This window comes from Geodermatophilus sp. DSM 44513, from assembly GCF_032460525.1.
In the GTDB taxonomy this organism is placed as follows: Bacteria; Actinomycetota; Actinomycetes; order Mycobacteriales; family Geodermatophilaceae; genus Geodermatophilus.
On the sequence record NZ_CP135963.1, the window covers coordinates 3,174,335 to 3,192,640 of the forward strand.

Below are 18,306 nucleotides of genomic sequence, written 5' to 3' on the forward strand. Positions count from 1 at the left end.
TCCGGGACGTGTCGAGCACGGAGAACGCCGCCAGCCCTGCCCCGCTGTCCGAGCAGGAGCCGACCGGGTCCGAGGCGGTCGCCCCCGAGGGCGGGACGGCCGCGGCACCGACCCCGGGCGACGCCGCCCTGGCCGACGCGACCGCGGGCGCCGCCGCCTCCGACGGGGCCGCTGCCCCCGAGCAGCCGGCCGACGGTGCACCGACGGGGGACGCCGGGCTGTCGGCTCCGCCCGCCGGGGACGCCCCCACACGGGACGCCGCCGCAGAGGAGACCCCCGCAGGCGACGCCGCGGCGGACGGCCCCACGGCAGGCGACGCCGCGGCGGACGGCCCCACGGCAGACGGCCCCACGGACGGGAGCACGTCCGCCGGTCCGGTGCCCGCCGCCGCCCCGGCCGCCGTCCCGCACCCGCCGGCCGAGGCGGCCGTGCCGTCCGACCCCGCCCGGTGGGGCCGGGTCGACGAGGACGGCACGGTCTACGTCCGCACCGCCGAGGGCGAGCGCACGGTGGGCTCCTGGCAGGCCGGCGAGCCGGCCGCGGGGCTGGCCCACTACGCCCGCCGCTACGACGACCTGGCCACCGAGGTCACCCTGCTCGAGGCGCGCCTGCGGGCGCACACCGGCAACCCCAGCGAGATCAAGGCCAAGGCCCAGGCGCTTGCCGAGTCCATCCCCGCCGCGGCGGCCGTCGGCGACCTGGACGGGCTGGCCGCCCGCGCCCGCGCCATGGTCGGGACGGCGGACTCCGCGGCCGCGGAGTCGCGGGCGGAGAAGGCCGCCGCACGAGCCGCCCAGGTCGCCCGCAAGGAGGCGCTGGCCGCCGAGGCCGAGCAGATCGCCGCGGAGTCCACCGCGTGGAAGGCCTCCGGTGACCGGCTCAAGGCCATCGTCGAGGAGTGGAAGACCATCCGCGGCATCGACCGCAAGACCGACGAGGCGCTGTGGACGCGGTTCGCCGCGGCCCGGGACGCCTTCGGGCGCCGCCGCGGCGCGCACTTCGCCGCCCTCGATGCCCAGCGCGGGGAGGCCCGCGCGGCCAAGCAGGAGCTCATCGCCGAGGCCCAGCGGCTGGCCACCTCGACGGACTGGGGCCCCACGAGCGCGGCCATGCGCTCGCTGATGGACCGCTGGAAGGCCGTCCCGCGCACCGGCCGCGACGGCGACGACGACCTGTGGAAGCAGTTCCGGGCCGCGCAGGACGTCTTCTTCGCCGCCCGCGCGGAGTCCGACAAGGTCCGCAACGCCGAGCAGCTGGCCAACCAGCAGGCCAAGGAGGAGATCCTGGCCCAGGCCGAGAAGCTGGACCCGGCCACCGACCTGCGGGGCGCGCAGAACGCGCTGCGCAAGCTGCAGGAGCGCTACGACGCCATCGGCCACGTGCCGCGCGGCGCCATCCGCCCCCTGGAGGACCGGATGCAGGCCGTCGAGCAGCGCGTCCGCGGCGCCGTCGACTCCTCCCGCCCGCGGACGGCGCCGGAGAACCCGATGGTCACCTCCATGCGCCAGGCGGTGACCAAGGCCGAGGAGCAGCTGGCCAAGGCCGAGGCCGCCGGCGACGCCCGCCGGGTCGAGCGGGCACGGGCCGACCTCAGCACCCGCCGGGAGTGGCTGGCCGAGGCCGAGCGGTCGTCCTCCCGCCGGTAGCGGCGGCCTCCAGGGCACCGCCCCGGGGCGTGCGAGGGGTGGGGAGGAGGGGGTCCTCCCTCAGCAGCCGCCGACGGGGACGAGCGGCGGCGGGACGCCGATCCGCGGCATCCCGAGGGAGACGCCCGGCGTCGTCGGGCGGGTGCCGGCCTCGTGCGCGTCCCCGGCACGGGTGCGCCGGTGGGAGCGCAGCGGCCCGTCGGCGACGAGGAAGTGCGGCTTGGCGTCGGTCACGACCGTCTCGACGACGTCGCCGGGGCGGACGCCGTCGGACCCGGTGAAGTGCACCAGCCGGCCGTCACGGGCGCGGCCGGAGAGCCGGCCCGTCCGCGCGTCCTTGCTGCCCTCCCCCGCGGCGACCAGCAGCTCGACGGTGCGGCCGACCTGGGCGCGGTTCTCCGCCCAGCTGACCTCCTCCTGCAGCGCGGTCAGTCGCAGGTAGCGCTCCTGCACGACCTCCTTGGGCAGCTGGCCGTCCATCTCGGCGGCCGGCGTCCCGGGGCGCTTCGAGTACTGGAAGGTGAAGGCGCTCGCGAAGCGCGCCTGGCGCACCACCTCGAGGGTCTGGGCGAAGTCGGCCTCGGTCTCGCCGGGGAACCCGACGATGACGTCGGTGGTGATCGCCGCGTCGGGCATGGCGGCCCGCACCCGGTCGATGATCCCGAGGTAGCGGTCCTGCCGGTAGCCGCGGCGCATCCGGCGCAGCACGTCGTCCGACCCGCTCTGCAGCGGCATGTGCAGCTGGGGGCAGACCGCCGGCGTCTCGGCCATCGCGGTGACGACGTCGTCGGTGAACTCCCGCGGGTGCGGGCTGGTGAAACGCACCCGCTCCAGGCCCTCGATCGCACCCGTCGCGCGCAGCAGGCCGGCGAAGGCGCCCCGGTCGCGGAACTCCACGCCGTAGGCGTTGACGTTCTGCCCGAGCAGGGTCACCTCCAGCACGCCCTGGTCCACCAGCGCCTGCACCTCGGCGAGGACCTCGCCGGGCCGGCGGTCCCGCTCCTTGCCGCGCAGCGCCGGGACGATGCAGAACGTGCACGTGTTGTTGCACCCGACGCTGATCGACACCCAGCCGGAGGAGGCCGAGTCCCGCCTGGCCGGCAGGGTGGAGGGGAAGACCTCCAGCGCCTCGGCGATCTCCACCTGCGCCTCGGCGTTGTGCCGGGCGCGGGCGAGCAGGGCCGGCAGCGACCCGACGTTGTGCGTGCCGAAGACGACGTCCACCCACGGGGCGCGGCGCACGATGTCCCCGCGGTCCTTCTGCGCCAGGCACCCGCCGACCGCGATCTGCATGCCGGGGTGCGCGTCCTTGACCGGGCGCAGGTGGCCGAGGTTGCCGTACAGCCGGTTGTCGGCGTTCTCCCGCACCGCGCAGGTGTTCAGCACGACGACGTCGGCATCGGCACCCTCGGGGGCGGCGGTGTACCCGGCGGCCTCCAGCAGCCCGGACAGCCGCTCGGAGTCGTGCACGTTCATCTGGCAGCCGTAGGTGCGCACCCGGTAGGTGCGCGCGGGTGCGGTCCGGTCGGCGTCGCTGAGGTCGCTCGTCATGACGGGTCGAGGGTACGGCGACCCGAACGGGTGTCCCCCGGTCCACTGCACCCGGGCAGTCGTTACGCCTTCGTGATCGCGGGGCGCCGACACCGTTGCCGACCGCCTCTATGGTCTGCCGGTGACCACCCGCACCGCCGGAGAGCCTCTCGTCCGCCTGTCCGCGGTCGACAAGTGGTTCGGTGAGCTGCACGTCCTGCAGGACATCGACCTGTCCATCGACCGCGGCGAGGTGGTCGTCGTCATCGGCCCGTCCGGCTCGGGCAAGTCGACGCTGTGCCGCACGATCAACCGGCTGGAGCCCATCGACTCCGGCGAGATCACCATCGACGGCCAGCGGCTGCCCGACGAGGGCCGCGAGCTCGCCCGGCTGCGCGCCGACGTCGGCATGGTCTTCCAGAGCTTCAACCTGTTCGCGCACAAGACCGTGCTGGAGAACGTCACGCTGGGCCCGGTCAAGGTGCGCAAGCAGCCGAGGGCCGACGCCGAGCGGCGCGCCCGCGAGCTGCTGGACCGGGTGGGCGTCGGCAGCCAGGCCGACAAGTACCCCGCGCAGCTGTCCGGCGGCCAGCAGCAGCGGGTGGCCATCGCCCGCGCGCTGGCCATGGACCCCAAGGTCATGCTCTTCGACGAGCCGACCTCCGCCCTGGACCCGGAGATGATCAACGAGGTCCTGGACGTGATGACCTCGCTGGCCCGCGACGGCATGACGATGGTCGTCGTCACCCACGAGATGGGCTTCGCCCGCCGGGCGGCCAACCGGGTCGTGTTCATGGACGGCGGCCGGGTCGTCGAGTCCGCCGCCCCGGAGACCTTCTTCACGAACCCGCAGTCGGACCGGGCCAAGGACTTCCTCGCGAAGATCCTCACCCACTGAGCCCGCTAGAGAGGAACGCACATGCGCATCACCCGCTACGCCGCCACCCTGGGGGCGGCCGGTCTCGTGCTCACCGGCTGTGCCAGCGAGGCCGGCCAGCAGGCCGAGCAGGCCGCCTCGGCGGCCCCCGAGGTCGCCCAGGACGCGGAGTTCCCGGCCGGGACGACGATGGCCGAGCTCGCCGAGGCCGGCTCGATCACCGTCGGCACCAAGTTCGACCAGCCGGGGTTCGGCCTGGCCAACCCGCAGGGCGTGCCCGAGGGCTTCGACGTCGAGGTGGCCAAGATCATCGCCGGGGAGCTGGGCATCGCCCCCGAGGAGATCGAGTGGACCGAGACGGTGTCGGCCAACCGGGAGTCGTTCATCCAGAACGGTGACGTCGACATCGTCGTGGCCACCTACACGATCAACGACGCCCGCAAGCAGCTCATCGACTTCGCCGGGCCGTACTACGAGGCCGGCCAGGACATCATGGTCGCCACCGGCAACCCGCTGGCCATCGAGGGCCCCGACGACCTCGCGGGCAAGCGGGTCTGCTCGGTGGAGGGCTCGACCCCGGCGCAGAACATCCGGGACAACTACCCCGAGGCCCAGCTGACGCTGTTCGACGTGTACTCCAAGTGCGCCGACGCGCTGCGCAACGGCCAGGTCGACGCGGTCACCACCGACAACGTCATCCTCACCGGCCTGGTCCAGGGCGGGCAGGGCGCCTTCGAGCTGGTCGGCAACCCCTTCACCGAGGAGCCGTACGGCATCGGCCTCACCAAGGGCGACGACGAGTTCCGCGCGTTCATCAACGACACGCTCGAGCAGGCCTACGAGGACGGCACCTGGGCCGAGGCCTGGGACCGCACCGCGGGTGCCATCACCGGCACGGAGGCCCCCGAGCCGCCCATGGTCGACCGCTACTGACCGACCGGATCTCCTGACGCCGCCGGGCGGGGCCTCCCGCCCGGCGGCGTCTCGCCGTCCCGACCCGGAGAGGAGGCGCGGTGGACTTCGTCAGCGAGAACGCCGACCTGTTCGTCGACGCGTTCCTGGCCACCCTCGGCCTGTCGCTGCTGGCCGGCCTGCTGGCGCTGGCCCTCGGCACGCTGCTCGCGGCGATGCGGGTCAGCCCCGTCCCGCCGCTGCGCGGGCTGGCCACCTTCTACGTCGAGACCTTCCGCAACACCCCGCTCACGGTGGTCTTCTTCTTCATCATCTTCGGGCTGCCGCAGATCGACTTCGTGATCGGCTTCTTCCCCGGCGCGGTGCTGTCGGTCGGGCTCTACACCGCGGCGTTCGTCTGCGAGGCGGTCCGCTCGGGGATCAACGCCGTGGCGGCCGGCCAGGCGGAGGCGGCCCGGGCGCTGGGGCTGACCTTCGGGCAGTCGCTGCGCGAGGTGGTCCTGCCGCAGGCGTTCCGGACCGTCGTCCCGCCGCTGGGCAACGTGCTCATCGCGATGGTGAAGAACACCTCCATCGCGGCCGGCTTCTCGGTCAGCGAGCTCAGCTCGCTGCTGCCCCGGCTGGTGAACGCGGACGCCGGCGACCTGACCTTGGTGCTGGTCGGCGTGGTCGTCGGCTACATGGTGATCACGCTGCCGTCCGCGCTGGCGGTCAACCGGATCGAGCGCCGGGTGGCGATCCTGCGATGAGCGCACCGGTCCTGTTCGACCTGCCCGGCCCCCGGGCCCGCCGTCGGATCCGCCTCGCCACGGCGGTCGGCGCCCTCCTCGTCGCCGCACTCGTCGTCCTCGTCCTCGTCCGGCTGGCCGGCAACGGGCAGCTGGAGGCCCAGCGCTGGGCCGTCCTGTTCGATCCGGCCAGCCAGGTGCCGCAGGCGCTGGGCCAGGCCCTGCTGCGCACGCTGCAGGTCGCCCTCATCGGCATGGTGCTCGCCACCCTGCTGGGTCTGCTGCTCGCGGTCGGGCGGCTCTCGGAGCACCACTGGGTCCGGGTGGTCGTGTCGACGGTCATCGAGTTCTTCCGCGCGGTGCCCCTGCTGGTGCTGATCTTCGCGCTGTTCTTCCTGCTGCCGAAGTTCGGCATCCGGCTCACCGCGTTCTGGGCCCTCGTCGGCGGCCTGGTGCTCTACAACGGCGCGGTGCTCGGCGAGATCTTCCGCGCCGGCATCCTGTCGGTCGACCGCGGCCAGCGCGAGGCGGCCTACGGGCTGGGCATGCGCAAGACGCAGGTCATGACACTGGTGCTGCTCCCCCAGGCCACCCGGCGGATGCTCCCGGTGCTCATCGCCCAGCTCGTCGTCCTGCTCAAGGACACCTCGCTCGGCTTCATCATCAGCTTCCCGGAGCTGCTGCGCGGGGCCCGGGGCCTGGTGGAGTTCTTCACCCTGCAGTTCGGCAACCAGTACACGTTCCAGCTCTACGTCGCGGCGGCCGTCGTCTACATCGTGATCAACCTGCTGCTGTCCTGGCTGGCGCGCTACGCGGAGGGCCGGACGCGGCGCAGCGCCAAGACGGCGGCCACGACTCCGGCGGAGCTGCCCGCCGACGTGCAGATGGGCGGTGGCGGCGGCGCGGTCCCGGCCGGGCGGTGACGGCGGACGCCGGGTGGGGCGGGTGGGCCGCCCGGCGGTGCGGACCCGTGGCGGGTCTGCCGAGAACTGCGACGTGGACACCGCCGTGCGCCCCGCCGTGCCCCCGCTCCCCCTGCACCGCCCTATAACCGCCGCGGACCCCGCCCAGGAGTTCGTGACCCGACTGCGCGCCTCCGCGTCGTGGCTGGCCGCGGCCGCGGGTGCGGAGTCCGCCGTCGTGCGCGAGGTCGTGCCGCCGGCCCGCCACCGGCGCTCCCGCTGCCGGGTGGTGCTCCGCTTCACCGGCCGGGAGGAGACCGACGTGACCTTCCTCGGCCCGGTGAGCTCGCTGACCGCCACGGCCGAGCGGGCCTTCGACCTGCAGATCCGGGCGTGGCTGGGAGCGGACCTGGGCCGGGAGGGGAGCTGGCTGGTGGCCGACGAGGAGGCCCCGGACGGCGTGGCCGTCGACGTCACCGCCTGGTCGGCGACCGCGCGAACGGACTGAGGCCCGCGCACCCCGACCTGCCCGTCGCCGCGGGGACCCGCGGGCCGGCGCGGTGGGCCGGTCAGGGCAGCCAGGCGTCCAGGCCGGGCCCCCCGGACGCACCGGGTGGGGCGGCGTCCGCCCCGGTGCGGTCGTCGTCGGAGCGGTCGTCGTCGGAGCGGTCATCGCCGGAGCGGTCGTCGTCGGAGCGGTCGTCGTCCAGCGCCTCGCGGACCACCCAGCTGGCCAGTCCGCCGCCGTAGCCGCGGCGCGCGAGCATGCCCACCAGCCGGCGTTCGGCGGTGGCGCGGTCGACCCGACGCATGCCGGGCAGCCGGCGCTGCACCAGGCGGCGGGCGGCGTCCCACTCGTCCTGGTCGTCGACCAGGGTGACCGCCTCCTCGGCGACCTCCCCGTCGACGCCCTTGGCGCGCAGCTCCGCCTTGAGGACGCGTCGCGCCAGGCCGCGTCCGGACTGACGCGAGGTCACCCAGGCCCGGGCGAAGGCGGCGTCGTCGATCAGCCCGACCTCGCCGAACCGGTCGAGGACGGACTCGGCGACGTCGTCGGGGATCCCGCGCCTGGCCAGCAGCTCGGCCAGCTGCTGGCGGGTCCTGGCCGCACCGGTCAGCGCCCGCAGACAGATCGACCGGGCGACCTGCGCGGGGTCGCCGGGGTCGTCCTGTGCGGAGCCACCGGCCGGCGGGGCGGCGTCCGGAGCGTCCGGGTCAGGGCATGGACCGGGTCGCCGCCCGCGGCGGCGTCCGGCAGCGGGACGCTCCCCGGCCTGGGGCCAGCCGCTCACCGTCAGAAGTCGGCCGGCTCGGCGGCGGCAGCGGCGGCCGTGGCGTCGACCTGCGGCCCGATGCCCAGCTTCTCCTTGACCTTCTTCTCGATCTCGTCGGCGAGGTCGGGGTTGTCCCGGAGGAAGGTGCGGACGTTCTCCTTGCCCTGGCCGAGCTGGTCGCCCTCGTAGGTGTACCAGGCGCCGGACTTGCGGATGAAGCCCTGCTCGACGCCGGCGTCGATCAGCCCGCCCTCGCGGCTGAAGCCGTGGCCCCACAGCAGGTCCAGCTCGGCCTGCTTGAACGGGGCGGCGACCTTGTTCTTCACGACCTTCACGCGGACCCGGCTGCCGACCGCGTCGGTGCCCTGCTTGAGCGTCTCGATGCGCCGGACGTCGAGGCGGACCGACGAGTAGAACTTCAGCGCGCGGCCACCGGTGGTGACCTCCGGGGAGCCGTAGACGACACCCACCTTCTCGCGCAGCTGGTTGATGAAGATCGCGGTGGTGCCGGAGTTGTTCAGCGCACCGGTGATCTTGCGCAGCGCCTGGCTCATCAGCCGGGCCTGCAGGCCGACGTGGCTGTCGCCCATCTCGCCCTCGATCTCCGCGCGCGGCACGAGGGCGGCGACGGAGTCGATGACGATGATGTCCAGCGCGCCGGAGCGGATCAGCATGTCGGCGATCTCCAGCGCCTGCTCACCGGTGTCGGGCTGGCTGACCAGCAGGGCGTCGGTGTCGACGCCGATCGCCCGGGCGTACTCCGGGTCCAGCGCGTGCTCGGCGTCGATGAACGCCGCGATGCCGCCGGCGGCCTGCGCGTTGGCCACCGCGTGCAGGGCGACCGTCGTCTTGCCGGAGGCCTCGGGGCCGTACACCTCGACGACCCGGCCGCGCGGCAGGCCACCGATGCCGAGGGCGATGTCGAGGGCGATCGAGCCGGTGGGGATGACCTTCATGGCCACCTCGGGGCTGTCACCCAGCCGCATCACCGAGCCCTTGCCGAACTGCTTGTCGATCTGGGCGAGGGCCATGTCGAGGGCCTTGTCGCGGTCGAGCGTTGCCATGGTGCTCACCTTCGGGACGTCGCGGGTGCAGTGTGGGGTCGAGCGGGTCGGTGCCGACGCTAGAGCGGGGATCTGACACTTCCGGAGGATCGGCCGACCTGTGGAACGACGCCCGGCCTGTGGACTGCGCGACCCAATCTAGCCCGAACACGTGTTCGACTGCCAGCGTGACACGCCGCTCCCGCTGCTCAGCGCTCCCTGCTGGGCACGTCGTACTCCTCGCAGATCGCCAGCCACACCCGGCGCACCGGCAGGCCGGCCTCGATCGCCTCGACGGCGGTCCGCCCGCCGAGGGCGGAGAACACGTGGTCGCGGGCGACGGTCTCCCCGCGCAGGGGCCCAAACTGCTCGGCGAGCCGGGACCAGAACTCCTGCAGGCGCACGCTCCCGACGCTAGCGCGCGCACCGGGGCGGCCCGCCGGCTCCTACGCTGGGCCGGTGATCGGCACCGGCTCGGCCACCCTGGACCTCGTCCTCGAGATCGGCATCGCGCTGGCCCTGCTGGCCTCCCTCGTGCTGCTCTGGCGCAACTACCGGGGGCGCTGAGCCGCTCCCGGGCCGGTCGGCGCCCCGGTGCGCGCCCACACCACCAGCAGCGGGACGACCAGCGCGGCCGACACGACCGCCACCAGCCCGTAGCCGCCGAGGGCGAGCAGCGGGCCGCCGACCACCCCGGCCAGCGCGGCCCCCAGGCCCATCAGCAGGTCGCTGCCGCCCTGCGCGGCCGGCCGCTGCGCCTCCCCGACCGCCTCGGTGACCAGCGTGGACCCTGCGATGAGCCCGCAGGACCAGCCCAGCCCGAGCAGCAACAGCCCCGCGCCCAGCTGCACCGCGTCCCGGGGGGCCGCCGTCCCCGCCAGCGCGGCCGCCACCAGCAGCAGGCCGGCGCCCAGGGCGACCGTGGCCCGGCGCCCCGCCCGGTCGGCCAGCAGCCCGACCAGCGGGGAGAACAGGTACATGCCCGCGACGTGCACGCTGATGACCAGGCCGATGACGCGCAGCTCGGTGCCGCCGTCGTGCCCCATGTGCACCGGGGTCATGACCATGACGCCGACCATCACCGCGTGGGAGACCACCACCGCGGTCAGGCCCAGCCGGCCGCGCGGGTCGGCCCACACCGCGCGGACGGCGGCCGAGGTGGCCCGCCGCGGCCGGCCGGCGTCCGCCCCGGCCCCCCGCAGCCGGCGGGCGAGCAGCAGCGGGTCCGGGCGCAGCAGGGCAAGCAGGCCGAGCGCCACCACGGCGAACACGGCGACGGAGATGGCGTAGGCGCCGGTGAGCGGCGGCAGCCCGAGGGCGGTGCCGAGGACCTCGCCGGGGCCGGCCAGGTTGGGCCCGAGGACCGACCCGACGGTGGTGGCCCACACGACCAGGGACAGTGCCCGGCCGCGGTGCTCGGGCAGCGCGAGGTCGGCCGCGGCGTAGCGCGCCTGCAGCCCGCAGGCGGTGGCCGCCCCGAAGGCGAACAGGCCCACCAGCAGCAGCGGCAGGGAGGAGACCACCGCGGCGACGAGCGTCAGCAGGCACCCGAGGACGGCGATCGCGTATCCGGCGGCCAGCCCGGCCCGCCGGCCGGCGCGGTCGCTGACGCGGGCCAGCGGGACGGCGAGGACGGCGGCGCCGAGCACGCCGGCCGTCTGGCCGAGACCGGCCGCGGTGTCGGTGCCGGCCACGTCGCGGGCCAGCAGGCCGCCGACGGTGATGCCGACGGTCACCCCCAGCCCGGCCAGGGCCACCGCGCCGCCGAGGACGCCGACGGTCCGGCGCTGGACGAGGGCGGGGTCGTGGACCCGGGTCTGCGCGGTCACGGCCGGGCGCCCCTACAGGCCCAGGGAGCGGCCGACGATCTCCCGCATGATCTCGTTGGTGCCGCCGTAGATGGGCTGGATGCGGGCGTCGCGCCAGGCCTTGGAGACCGGGTACTCGTCCATGTAGCCGTAGCCGCCGTGCAGCTGCAGGCAGCGGTCGGCCACCTTGTTCTGCAGCTCGGTCGTCCAGTACTTGGCCATGGCCGCGTCCACGGGGGTGAGGTCGCCGGCGCCGAGCTGCCGCACGCACTCGTCGACGAAGGTGCGGGCGATGGTCACCTCGGTCTGCAGCTCGGCCAGGACGAACCGGCTGTGCTGGAAGCTGCCGACCGGCCGGCCGAAGGCGGTGCGGCCGGTGACGTACTCGACGGTCTGCGCCAGCACCGCCTCGGCGGCGGCCACCGCGCCGACCGCGATCGACAGCCGCTCCTGCGGGAGGTTGTCCATCAGGTGCGCGAAGCCGTGGTGCTCCGTGCCCAGCAGGTTCTCCGCCGGCACCCGGACGCCGTCGAAGAACAGCTCCGCGGTGTCCTGCGCCTTGAGCCCGACCTTGGCCAGGTTGCGGCCGCGGGTGAAACCGGCCATGCCGCGCTCGACCACCAGCAGGCTCAGCCCGCGCGAGCCGGGGGCGTCGGGGTCGGTGCGGGCCACCACGATGACCAGGTCGGCGTTGATGCCATTGGTGATGAACGTCTTGGCGCCGGTGAGCAGCCAGCCGTCGCCGTCCCGGCGGGCCGTCGTCGTGAGGCCCTGCAGGTCGCTGCCGGCGCCGGGCTCGGTCATGGCGATCGCGGAGACCAGCGCGCCGCTGCAGAAGCCGGGCAGCCAGCGCCGGGCCTGCTCCTCGGTGGCGAGGTCGCGCAGGTAGGGGGCGACGACGTCGTTGTGCAGGCCGAAGCCCAGCCCGGTGGCGCCGACGCGCACCACCTCCTCGTCGAGCACCGCCTGGAAGCGGAAGTCGCGCACGCCGCCACCGCCGTACCGCTCGTCGAGGTCCATCCCGAGCAGGCCCTGAGCACCCGCCGACGTCCACACCTCGCGCGGGACGATGCCGTCGCGCTCCCACTGGTCGTGGAAGGGGACGACCTCCTTGCCCACCCACGCCCGGACCGTCTCCCGGAAGTCCTCGTGGACGGCCTCGTGTACAGCGAACGGCGCATGCCGGCCAGTGTGCCGCACACCACGCCCCGCACCCGCGGGTGATCACGGGCCAGCGGAGTGTCGTACCCCTGTGGACACTGGGAGCCGTGCCCGCCCTCGACCGGTTCTCCGCGCCCACCCGGGCCTGGTTCACCGGCGCCTTCGCCGAGCCGACGCCGGCCCAGGAGGGCGCGTGGCAGGCGATCAGCGGCGGCGGCCACGCCCTGGTCGTCGCCCCCACCGGCTCCGGCAAGACCCTCGCCGCCTTCCTCTGGTCCCTCGACCGGCTGGCCAGCAGCCCCGCACCGGACGACGAGATGGCCCGCTGCCGGGTCCTCTACGTCTCGCCGCTCAAGGCGCTGGCCGTCGACGTCGAGCGCAACCTGCGGGCCCCGCTGGCCGGCATCGGCCAGGCCGCGGCCCGGCTGGGCCTGCCGCGGCCGGAGATCCAGGTGGGCACCCGGTCCGGGGACACCCCGGCGGAGGAGCGACGGGCCTTCGCCCGGCGGCCCACCGACATCCTCATCACCACGCCTGAGTCGCTGTTCCTGCTCATGACCAGCGCGGCGCGGGAGGCGCTGCGCGGCGTCGAGACGGTCATCGTCGACGAGGTGCACGCGGTCGCGGCCACCAAGCGCGGCGCGCACCTCGCGGTCACCCTCGACCGGCTCGACGAGCTGCTGGACCGCCCGGCGCAGCGGATCGGCCTGTCGGCCACCGTGCGCCCGATCGAGGAGGTGGCCACCTTCCTCGCCGGCGGGCGCCCGGTCGAGGTGGTCGCCCCGGGCTCGACCAAGCAGTGGGACCTCTCCGTCGTGGTGCCGGTCGAGGACATGGGCACTCTGGGCCAGCCCACCGGCGAGCTCGACGGGTCGGCGGCCGGTGACCAGCCGCGGACGTCGATCTGGCCGGCGGTCGAGGAACGGGTCCTCGACCTGGTGCAGGCCCACCGCAGCACCATCGTGTTCGCCAACTCCCGGCGGCTGGCCGAGCGGCTGACCAGCCGGCTCAACGAGCTGGCCTACGAGCGCGCCACCGGGGAACCGGTGCCACCCGGCACCAACGCCGCCGCCCTCATGGCGCAGGCCGGCTCCGGCGGCGGGGTGCCCGAGGGCGTCCAGCCGGTCGCCGCAGCCCACCACGGCTCGGTCTCCCGCGAGCAGCGGGCGGTCGTCGAGGAGGCGCTGAAGTCCGGCCGGCTGCCTGCGGTGGTGGCCACCTCCAGCCTCGAGCTCGGCATCGACATGGGCGCGGTCGACCTCGTGGTGCAGGTGGAGTCGCCGCCCACGGTCGCCTCCGGGCTGCAGCGGGTCGGCCGGGCCGGGCACCAGGTCGGCGCGGTGAGCCGCGGCGTGCTGTTCCCGAAGTACCGCGGCGACCTGGTGCAGTGCGCGCTGGTCGCCGAACGGATGAAGGCCGGCGCGATCGAGTCGATCCGCTACCTGCGCAACCCGCTGGACGTGCTGGCCCAGCAGGTCGTGGCGGTCGTCTCCGAGCGGCCGCGCACCGTCGACGAGGTGGCCGCGCTGGTCCGCCGGTCAGCGGCGTTCACCTCCCTGCCGGACTCCGCCCTGCACGCGGTGCTCGACATGCTGGCCGGCCGCTACCCGTCCGACGCCTTCGCCGAGCTGCGGCCGCGACTGACCTGGGACCGGGTCACCGACACCCTCACCGCGCGCGGCGGCGCCCAGCGGCTGGCGGTCACCAGCGGCGGCACCATCCCCGACCGGGGCCTGTTCGGCGTCTTCCTGGTCGGCGGGGACGACGCGCGCGGCGGCCGCCGGGTCGGGGAGCTCGACGAGGAGATGGTCTACGAGTCGCGGGTCGGCGACGTCTTCCTCCTCGGCTCCTCCTCGTGGCGGATCGAGGAGATCACCCACGACCGGGTGCTGGTCAGCCCCGCGCCCGGTCAGCCCGGGAAGATGCCGTACTGGCACGGCGACGCCCCCGGCCGTCCCCTGGAGCTCGGCCGCGCCCTGGGTGCCTTCCTCCGCGAGGTGGGCACCGCCACCCCCGCGGCCGGCCTGGACCGGGCCCGCGCCGCCGGCCTGGACGAGTGGGGCGCGGCCAACCTGCTGGCCTACCTCGCCGAGCAGAAGGCGGCCACCGGCCACCTGCCCGACGACCGCACGCTGCTGGTCGAGCGCTTCCGCGACGAGCTCGGCGACTGGCGGCTGGTGGTGCACTCCCCCTTCGGCGCCCAGGTGAACGCCCCGTGGGCGCTGGTGCTCGCCGCCCGGCTGCGCGAGCGCTACGGGGTCGACGTCGCCTCGATGCACTCCGACGACGGCATCGTGCTGCGGCTGCCCGACACCACCGGCGAGACGCCGGAGGCCGACCTCGCCGTCCTGGACCCCGACGACGTCGAGCGCGAGGTCACCACCGAGGTGGGCAGCTCGGCGCTGTTCGCCAGCCGGTTCCGCGAGTGCGCCGCGCGGGCGCTGCTGCTGCCCCGCCGCGACCCCCGCCGGCGCACGCCGCTGTGGCAGCAGCGGCAGCGCGCCGCGCAGCTGTTGAGCGTGGCCAGCGAGTTCGCCGGCTTCCCGATCACGCTGGAGGCCGCGCGGGAGGTGTTGCAGGACGTCTACGACGTGCCCGGCCTGGTGGAGCTGATGCGCGACGTCCGCTCCCGGCGGGTGCGGGTGGTCGACGTGCAGACCCAGGCGGCATCCCCGTTCGCCCAGTCGCTGCTGTTCGGTTACGTCGGGCAGTTCCTCTACGAGGGCGACGCGCCCCTGGCCGAGCGCCGGGCGCAGGCACTGGCCCTCGACACCGGCCTGCTCGCCGAGCTGCTCGGCCGCTCCGAGCTGCGCGAGCTGCTGGACGCCGAGGCGCTCACCGAGGTGGAGCGCGAGCTGCAGCGGCTGCCGGCCGAACGCCACCCCCGCGACGTCGACACCGCCGCGGACCTGCTGCGCCTCGTCGGCGACCTCACCCCGACCGAGGCCGCGGCACGCGGCGTCCCCCAGGCGTGGCTGGACGAGCTGGTCGCCGCCCGCCGCGCGCTGGTGGTCCGGATCGCCGGCGAGGAGCGGCACGTCGCCATCGAGGACGCCGGACGGCTGCGCGACGCGCTGGGCACCGCGCTGCCGGTCGGGGTCCCGGAGGTCTTCACCGAGCCGGTGCCCGACCCGCTCGGCGACCTGGTCGGCCGCTACGCCCGCACGCACGGCCCCTTCCAGCCCGCCGAGGTGGCCCAGCGGCTGGGCCTGGGCGTCGCCGTGGTGACCGCGACGCTGCAGCGGCTGGTCGGCACCGGCCGGCTGGTCACCGGCGAGTTCCGCCCCGGCGGCAGCGGCCAGGAGTGGTGCGACGCCGACGTGCTGCGCTCGGTCCGCCGGCGCAGTCTGGCCCGGCTGCGCCAGGAGGTCGAGCCGGTCCCGATCGGCACGCTGGCGCGGTTCACCCCGTCCTGGCAGTCGGTGGGCAGCCGGATGCGCGGCCCGGACGGCGTCCTGGCCGTCGTCGAGCAGCTGGCCGGCGCCCTCGTGCCGGCCAGCGCGCTGGAGTCGCTGGTGCTGCCGGCCCGGGTCCGCGACTACTCCCCGGCCATGCTCGACGAGCTGACCAGCGCCGGTGAGGTGCTGTGGGCCGGCGCCGGCGGGCTGCCCGGCGGCGACGGCTGGGTCAGCCTCGTGCCGGCCGACCTCGCCCCCCTGCTGCTGCCCGAGGCGCTCGAGATGCCCGAGGCGGGGCACACCGTGCTCGACCACCTGGCCGGCGGGCAGGCGCTCTTCTTCCGCGGCCTGGCCGACCTGACCGGCGCCACCGACGACGCCGCCCTGGCCGACCTCGTGTGGGACCTCGTGTGGGCCGGCGTGCTCACCAACGACACGCTGGCCCCGCTGCGCACGAAGCTGTCCGGGAGCGGCGGCACGCACAAGCGTCAACCCACCGCCCCCCGGGCCCGGCTGGACCGCAGCCGCTACGGCCGCACGCGGCTGGGACGCCCGGCGATGCCGACCCGCGGCGGCCCGCCGACGATGGCCGGCCGCTGGTCCCGGTTGCCCGACCGGGAGGCCAACGCCACCAAGCGGACGACGGCCCGCGCGGAGGCCCTGCTGGAGCGGCACGGCGTGCTGACGCGCGGCGCGGTCGTCGCGGAGCAGGTCACCGGCGGGTTCTCCGCGGTCTACCCGGTGCTGCGGGCCTTCGAGGAGAACGGCCGGGCCCGCCGCGGCTACTTCGTGGAGACCCTCGGCGCCGCCCAGTTCGGCACACCGGGGTCGGTCGACCGGCTGCGCGGCTTCGCCGCCCCCGACCGGGTGCCCGGCGGCGCGGTCGTGCTCGCCGCGACCGACCCGGCCAACGTCTACGGCGCGGCCCTCGCCTGGCCCGAGCGCCCGGGCACGTCGGCGGAGGCGGGCGGGGAGCCGGGCGGGGCGGTCGACGTCGGCGAGGGCACCGGCGGCGGACGGCGCCCCAGCGGGCACCGCGCCGGGCGGAAGGCCGGTGCGCTGGTCGTGCTGGTCGACGGCGAGCTGGTGCTCTACGTCGAGCGCGGCGGCAAGACGCTGCTGTCCTGGACGGAGGACGAGACCGCACTCAAGGAGGCCGCCACGGCGCTGTCCGGCGCGGTCGCCGCGGGCGCGCTGGGCCGGATGGTGGTGCAGAAGGCCGACGGCGCCTCGGTGCACGAGTCGACCCCGCTGTCCGGTGCGCTGCAGGCGGCCGGGTTCGCCGCCACCCCCCGCGGGCTGCGGCTGCGGGGCTGAGCGCCCGGGCCGGGTGCGCCGCCGTCTCCCACGGTGCCCGGAGCGGGCCGGCGCGTCAGCGTCCGCGCGGGTGCAACCACCGGCGGAACAGCCGGGAGAGCGCCGGCATGACGACGTAGCCGAGCAGCACCACGACGACGACGGCGGACAGCAGCAGCCGGGCGACCAGCGGCCACCCCGACACGTGCGGCGCGACCAGGAGCTGGAAGGCCAGCGTGATGGCGAAGACGCCGGCCACGGTGAGCACCGTGAACCGCCAGCGGGGTCCGGGCCGGGAGGGCGTCAGTGCGGTGAAGAAGCTGTCCAGGCCGGCCACGTGGGCGTAGTCGACGCGGTCGGTGAGGTCCTCCCCGCGCCGCAGGGCCGCCTGCCGCTCGGCCGAGCGCTCCCAGCGGGCCAGCGACTCACCGTCGGCGAAGCGGTAGACCAGGTGGTAGCGGGTCGACCCCGGGCCGGGACGCAGCAGGCTGGCACCCAGGTTGCCCCGGAACCGGGCGGCCAGGTCCAGCACCTCGGCCGCCCACCGCTCGAAGGCCTCCTGCCGGTCGGCACGCACGTCGCGCGCGACGGTGACCGTGACCGGCTCGGCGGCGGCGGCGACCGCGTCGGGGGTGGTGGCGTGGGAGCTCGTCGATCGGTTCCGTCGCTGCACGCAGGGCTCAGCACGGCGGCCCTCCCACCCGTTCCCACCGGCCGGGTGACCTGCGCCGCGTGCAGCGGTGCCGGTGCGGCCAGGGGACACTGGGCGCGTGCCCGAGGGAGACACCGTCTGGTTGGCGGCCAAGCGGATGGACACCGCCCTGAGCGGTGCCACGCTGCGCCGCGGGGAGCTGCGGGTACCCCAGTTGGCGGCCACCGACCTCGCCGGGCGCACCGTCTCCGCGGTGGTCCCCCGGGGCAAGCACATGCTCACCCGGTTCACCGACGGCTGGACGCTGCGCACCCACTACCGGATGGACGGCAGCTGGCACATCTACCGGCCGGGCACCCGCTGGCACGGCGGCCCGGCCTTCAGCGTCCGCGCCGTCCTCGCCACCGACGACTGGGAGTGCGTCGGGTACCGGCTGCACGACGTGGCGATGGTGCGCACCGAGTACGAGGACACCCTCGTCGGGCACCTCGGCCCCGACGTCCTCGGCCCCGACTGGGACTTCGAGGAGGCCGTGCGCCGGCTGCGCGCACACCCCGACGAGCAGGTCGGCGCGGCGGTCCTCGACCAGCGCAACCTGTGCGGGCCCGGCAACCTCTACAAGGTCGAGGGCCTGTTCGTGTGCGGCGTGCACCCGTGGATGCGGGTCGCCGACGTCGAGGACCTCCCTGGCCTGGTCGACCGGACCCGGGCGCTCATGCTGGCCAACCGGGACCGGCCCGAGCAGAGCACGACCGGTGACCTGCGCCGCGGCCGGGACCACTGGGTCTACGGCCGCAAGGACCGCCCGTGCTACCGCTGCGGCACGCGGATCCTGCGCGGCGACCAGGGCCCGGATCTGCAGGAGCGGATCACCTACTGGTGCCCGCGCTGCCAGGCCACCGACGCCCCGGTCGACCCCGCCGCCCGCACCGGCGAACCCGACCACCCACCGCCGCTGGCAAACGCCCACTGAACAAGGACCTCCCTGCCCCCCACACCTCGCTCCGCTCGGCGCGGGCCCCTGCAGGGACGCCGCTCCAGCACTGCTGGTCCCGGAGACGGCACCGGCCTCGCGCCGG

At 75.3% G+C, this 18,306-nt stretch carries 15 protein-coding genes; 8 read left to right on the plus strand and 7 right to left on the minus strand.

Features of this window, described 5'->3' with window-relative positions; genetic code table 11:
• Nucleotides 1-8 precede the first annotated feature (8 nt).
• Nucleotides 9-1,646, plus strand: coding sequence for a DUF349 domain-containing protein (locus RTG05_RS15410; protein ID WP_166525845.1), 1,638 nt, complete (start codon nt 9-11; stop codon nt 1,644-1,646).
• A gap of 60 nt (nt 1,647-1,706) precedes the next feature.
• Here the strand turns inward: RTG05_RS15410 and miaB are convergent, their stop codons facing one another.
• On the minus strand, nt 1,707-3,197 hold the full coding sequence (miaB, locus tag RTG05_RS15415) for a tRNA (N6-isopentenyl adenosine(37)-C2)-methylthiotransferase MiaB (protein ID WP_166525846.1): 1,491 nt from the start codon (nt 3,195-3,197) through the stop codon (nt 1,707-1,709).
• A gap of 121 nt (nt 3,198-3,318) precedes the next feature.
• Between miaB and RTG05_RS15420 the strand changes: the two genes are divergently transcribed.
• The 5 genes from RTG05_RS15420 to RTG05_RS15440 all read left to right on the plus strand — a co-directional run bounded on the left by RTG05_RS15420 (nt 3,319) and on the right by RTG05_RS15440 (nt 7,103).
• Nucleotides 3,319-4,074 carry an amino acid ABC transporter ATP-binding protein gene (locus tag RTG05_RS15420; RefSeq protein WP_208104605.1) on the plus strand — a complete coding sequence of 252 codons (756 nt, stop codon included), beginning with the start codon at nt 3,319-3,321 and terminating at the stop codon, nt 4,072-4,074.
• A 21-nt stretch (nt 4,075-4,095) separates the two neighbouring features.
• Nucleotides 4,096-4,986 (plus strand): glutamate ABC transporter substrate-binding protein, encoded by an 891-nt coding sequence (locus RTG05_RS15425; protein WP_166525847.1) that lies wholly within the window; start codon nt 4,096-4,098, stop codon nt 4,984-4,986.
• An 80-nt stretch (nt 4,987-5,066) separates the two neighbouring features.
• Nucleotides 5,067-5,714: an amino acid ABC transporter permease gene (locus RTG05_RS15430; RefSeq protein WP_166525848.1), complete on the plus strand. Its 648-nt coding sequence runs from the start codon at nt 5,067-5,069 to the stop codon at nt 5,712-5,714.
• Complete coding sequence (locus RTG05_RS15435) at nt 5,711-6,616, plus strand: amino acid ABC transporter permease (protein WP_166525849.1); 906 nt, start codon at nt 5,711-5,713, stop codon at nt 6,614-6,616. The genes RTG05_RS15430 and RTG05_RS15435 overlap by 4 nt, the downstream gene beginning before the upstream one ends.
• Before the next feature lie 73 nt (nt 6,617-6,689).
• Nucleotides 6,690-7,103 carry a hypothetical protein gene (locus RTG05_RS15440; RefSeq protein ID WP_166525850.1) on the plus strand — a complete coding sequence of 138 codons (414 nt, stop codon included), beginning with the start codon at nt 6,690-6,692 and terminating at the stop codon, nt 7,101-7,103.
• Between the two features lie 61 nt (nt 7,104-7,164).
• On the opposite strand, the gene RTG05_RS15445 is transcribed toward RTG05_RS15440, so the two are convergent.
• The 5 genes from RTG05_RS15445 to RTG05_RS15465 form a co-directional block, all read right to left on the minus strand.
• A complete protein-coding gene (locus tag RTG05_RS15445; protein ID WP_315911938.1) occupies nt 7,165-7,887 on the minus strand; it encodes a regulatory protein RecX in 723 nt (240 codons plus the stop codon).
• 2 nt (nt 7,888-7,889) lie between these two features.
• Nucleotides 7,890-8,933 carry a recombinase RecA gene (gene recA, locus RTG05_RS15450; protein ID WP_166525851.1) on the minus strand — a complete coding sequence of 348 codons (1,044 nt, stop codon included), beginning with the start codon at nt 8,931-8,933 and terminating at the stop codon, nt 7,890-7,892.
• A gap of 188 nt (nt 8,934-9,121) precedes the next feature.
• On the minus strand, nt 9,122-9,316 hold the full coding sequence (locus tag RTG05_RS15455) for a DUF3046 domain-containing protein (protein ID WP_166525852.1): 195 nt from the start codon (nt 9,314-9,316) through the stop codon (nt 9,122-9,124).
• 147 nt (nt 9,317-9,463) lie between these two features.
• Nucleotides 9,464-10,741, minus strand: coding sequence for an MFS transporter (locus RTG05_RS15460; protein ID WP_166525853.1), 1,278 nt, complete (start codon nt 10,739-10,741; stop codon nt 9,464-9,466).
• Nucleotides 10,742-10,753: 12 nt separating this feature from the next.
• Nucleotides 10,754-11,920, minus strand: a complete 1,167-nt coding sequence (locus RTG05_RS15465) for an acyl-CoA dehydrogenase family protein (RefSeq protein ID WP_166525854.1) — start codon at nt 11,918-11,920, stop codon at nt 10,754-10,756.
• A 68-nt stretch (nt 11,921-11,988) separates the two neighbouring features.
• Here RTG05_RS15465 and RTG05_RS15470 point away from each other — a divergent pair, with 68 nt between their 5' ends.
• A complete protein-coding gene (locus RTG05_RS15470; RefSeq protein ID WP_166525855.1) occupies nt 11,989-16,596 on the plus strand; it encodes an ATP-dependent helicase in 4,608 nt (1,535 codons plus the stop codon).
• 55 nt (nt 16,597-16,651) lie between these two features.
• On the opposite strand, the gene RTG05_RS15475 is transcribed toward RTG05_RS15470, so the two are convergent.
• The gene (locus RTG05_RS15475; RefSeq protein ID WP_166525856.1) at nt 16,652-17,248 is read right to left on the minus strand and encodes an antibiotic biosynthesis monooxygenase; all 597 of its coding nucleotides are present in this window, start codon (nt 17,246-17,248) and stop codon (nt 16,652-16,654) included.
• A 97-nt stretch (nt 17,249-17,345) separates the two neighbouring features.
• On the opposite strand from RTG05_RS15475, the gene RTG05_RS15480 reads away from it, so the two are divergent.
• Nucleotides 17,346-18,200: a DNA-formamidopyrimidine glycosylase family protein gene (locus RTG05_RS15480; protein WP_166525857.1), complete on the plus strand. Its 855-nt coding sequence runs from the start codon at nt 17,346-17,348 to the stop codon at nt 18,198-18,200.
• Nucleotides 18,201-18,306 lie beyond the last annotated feature (106 nt).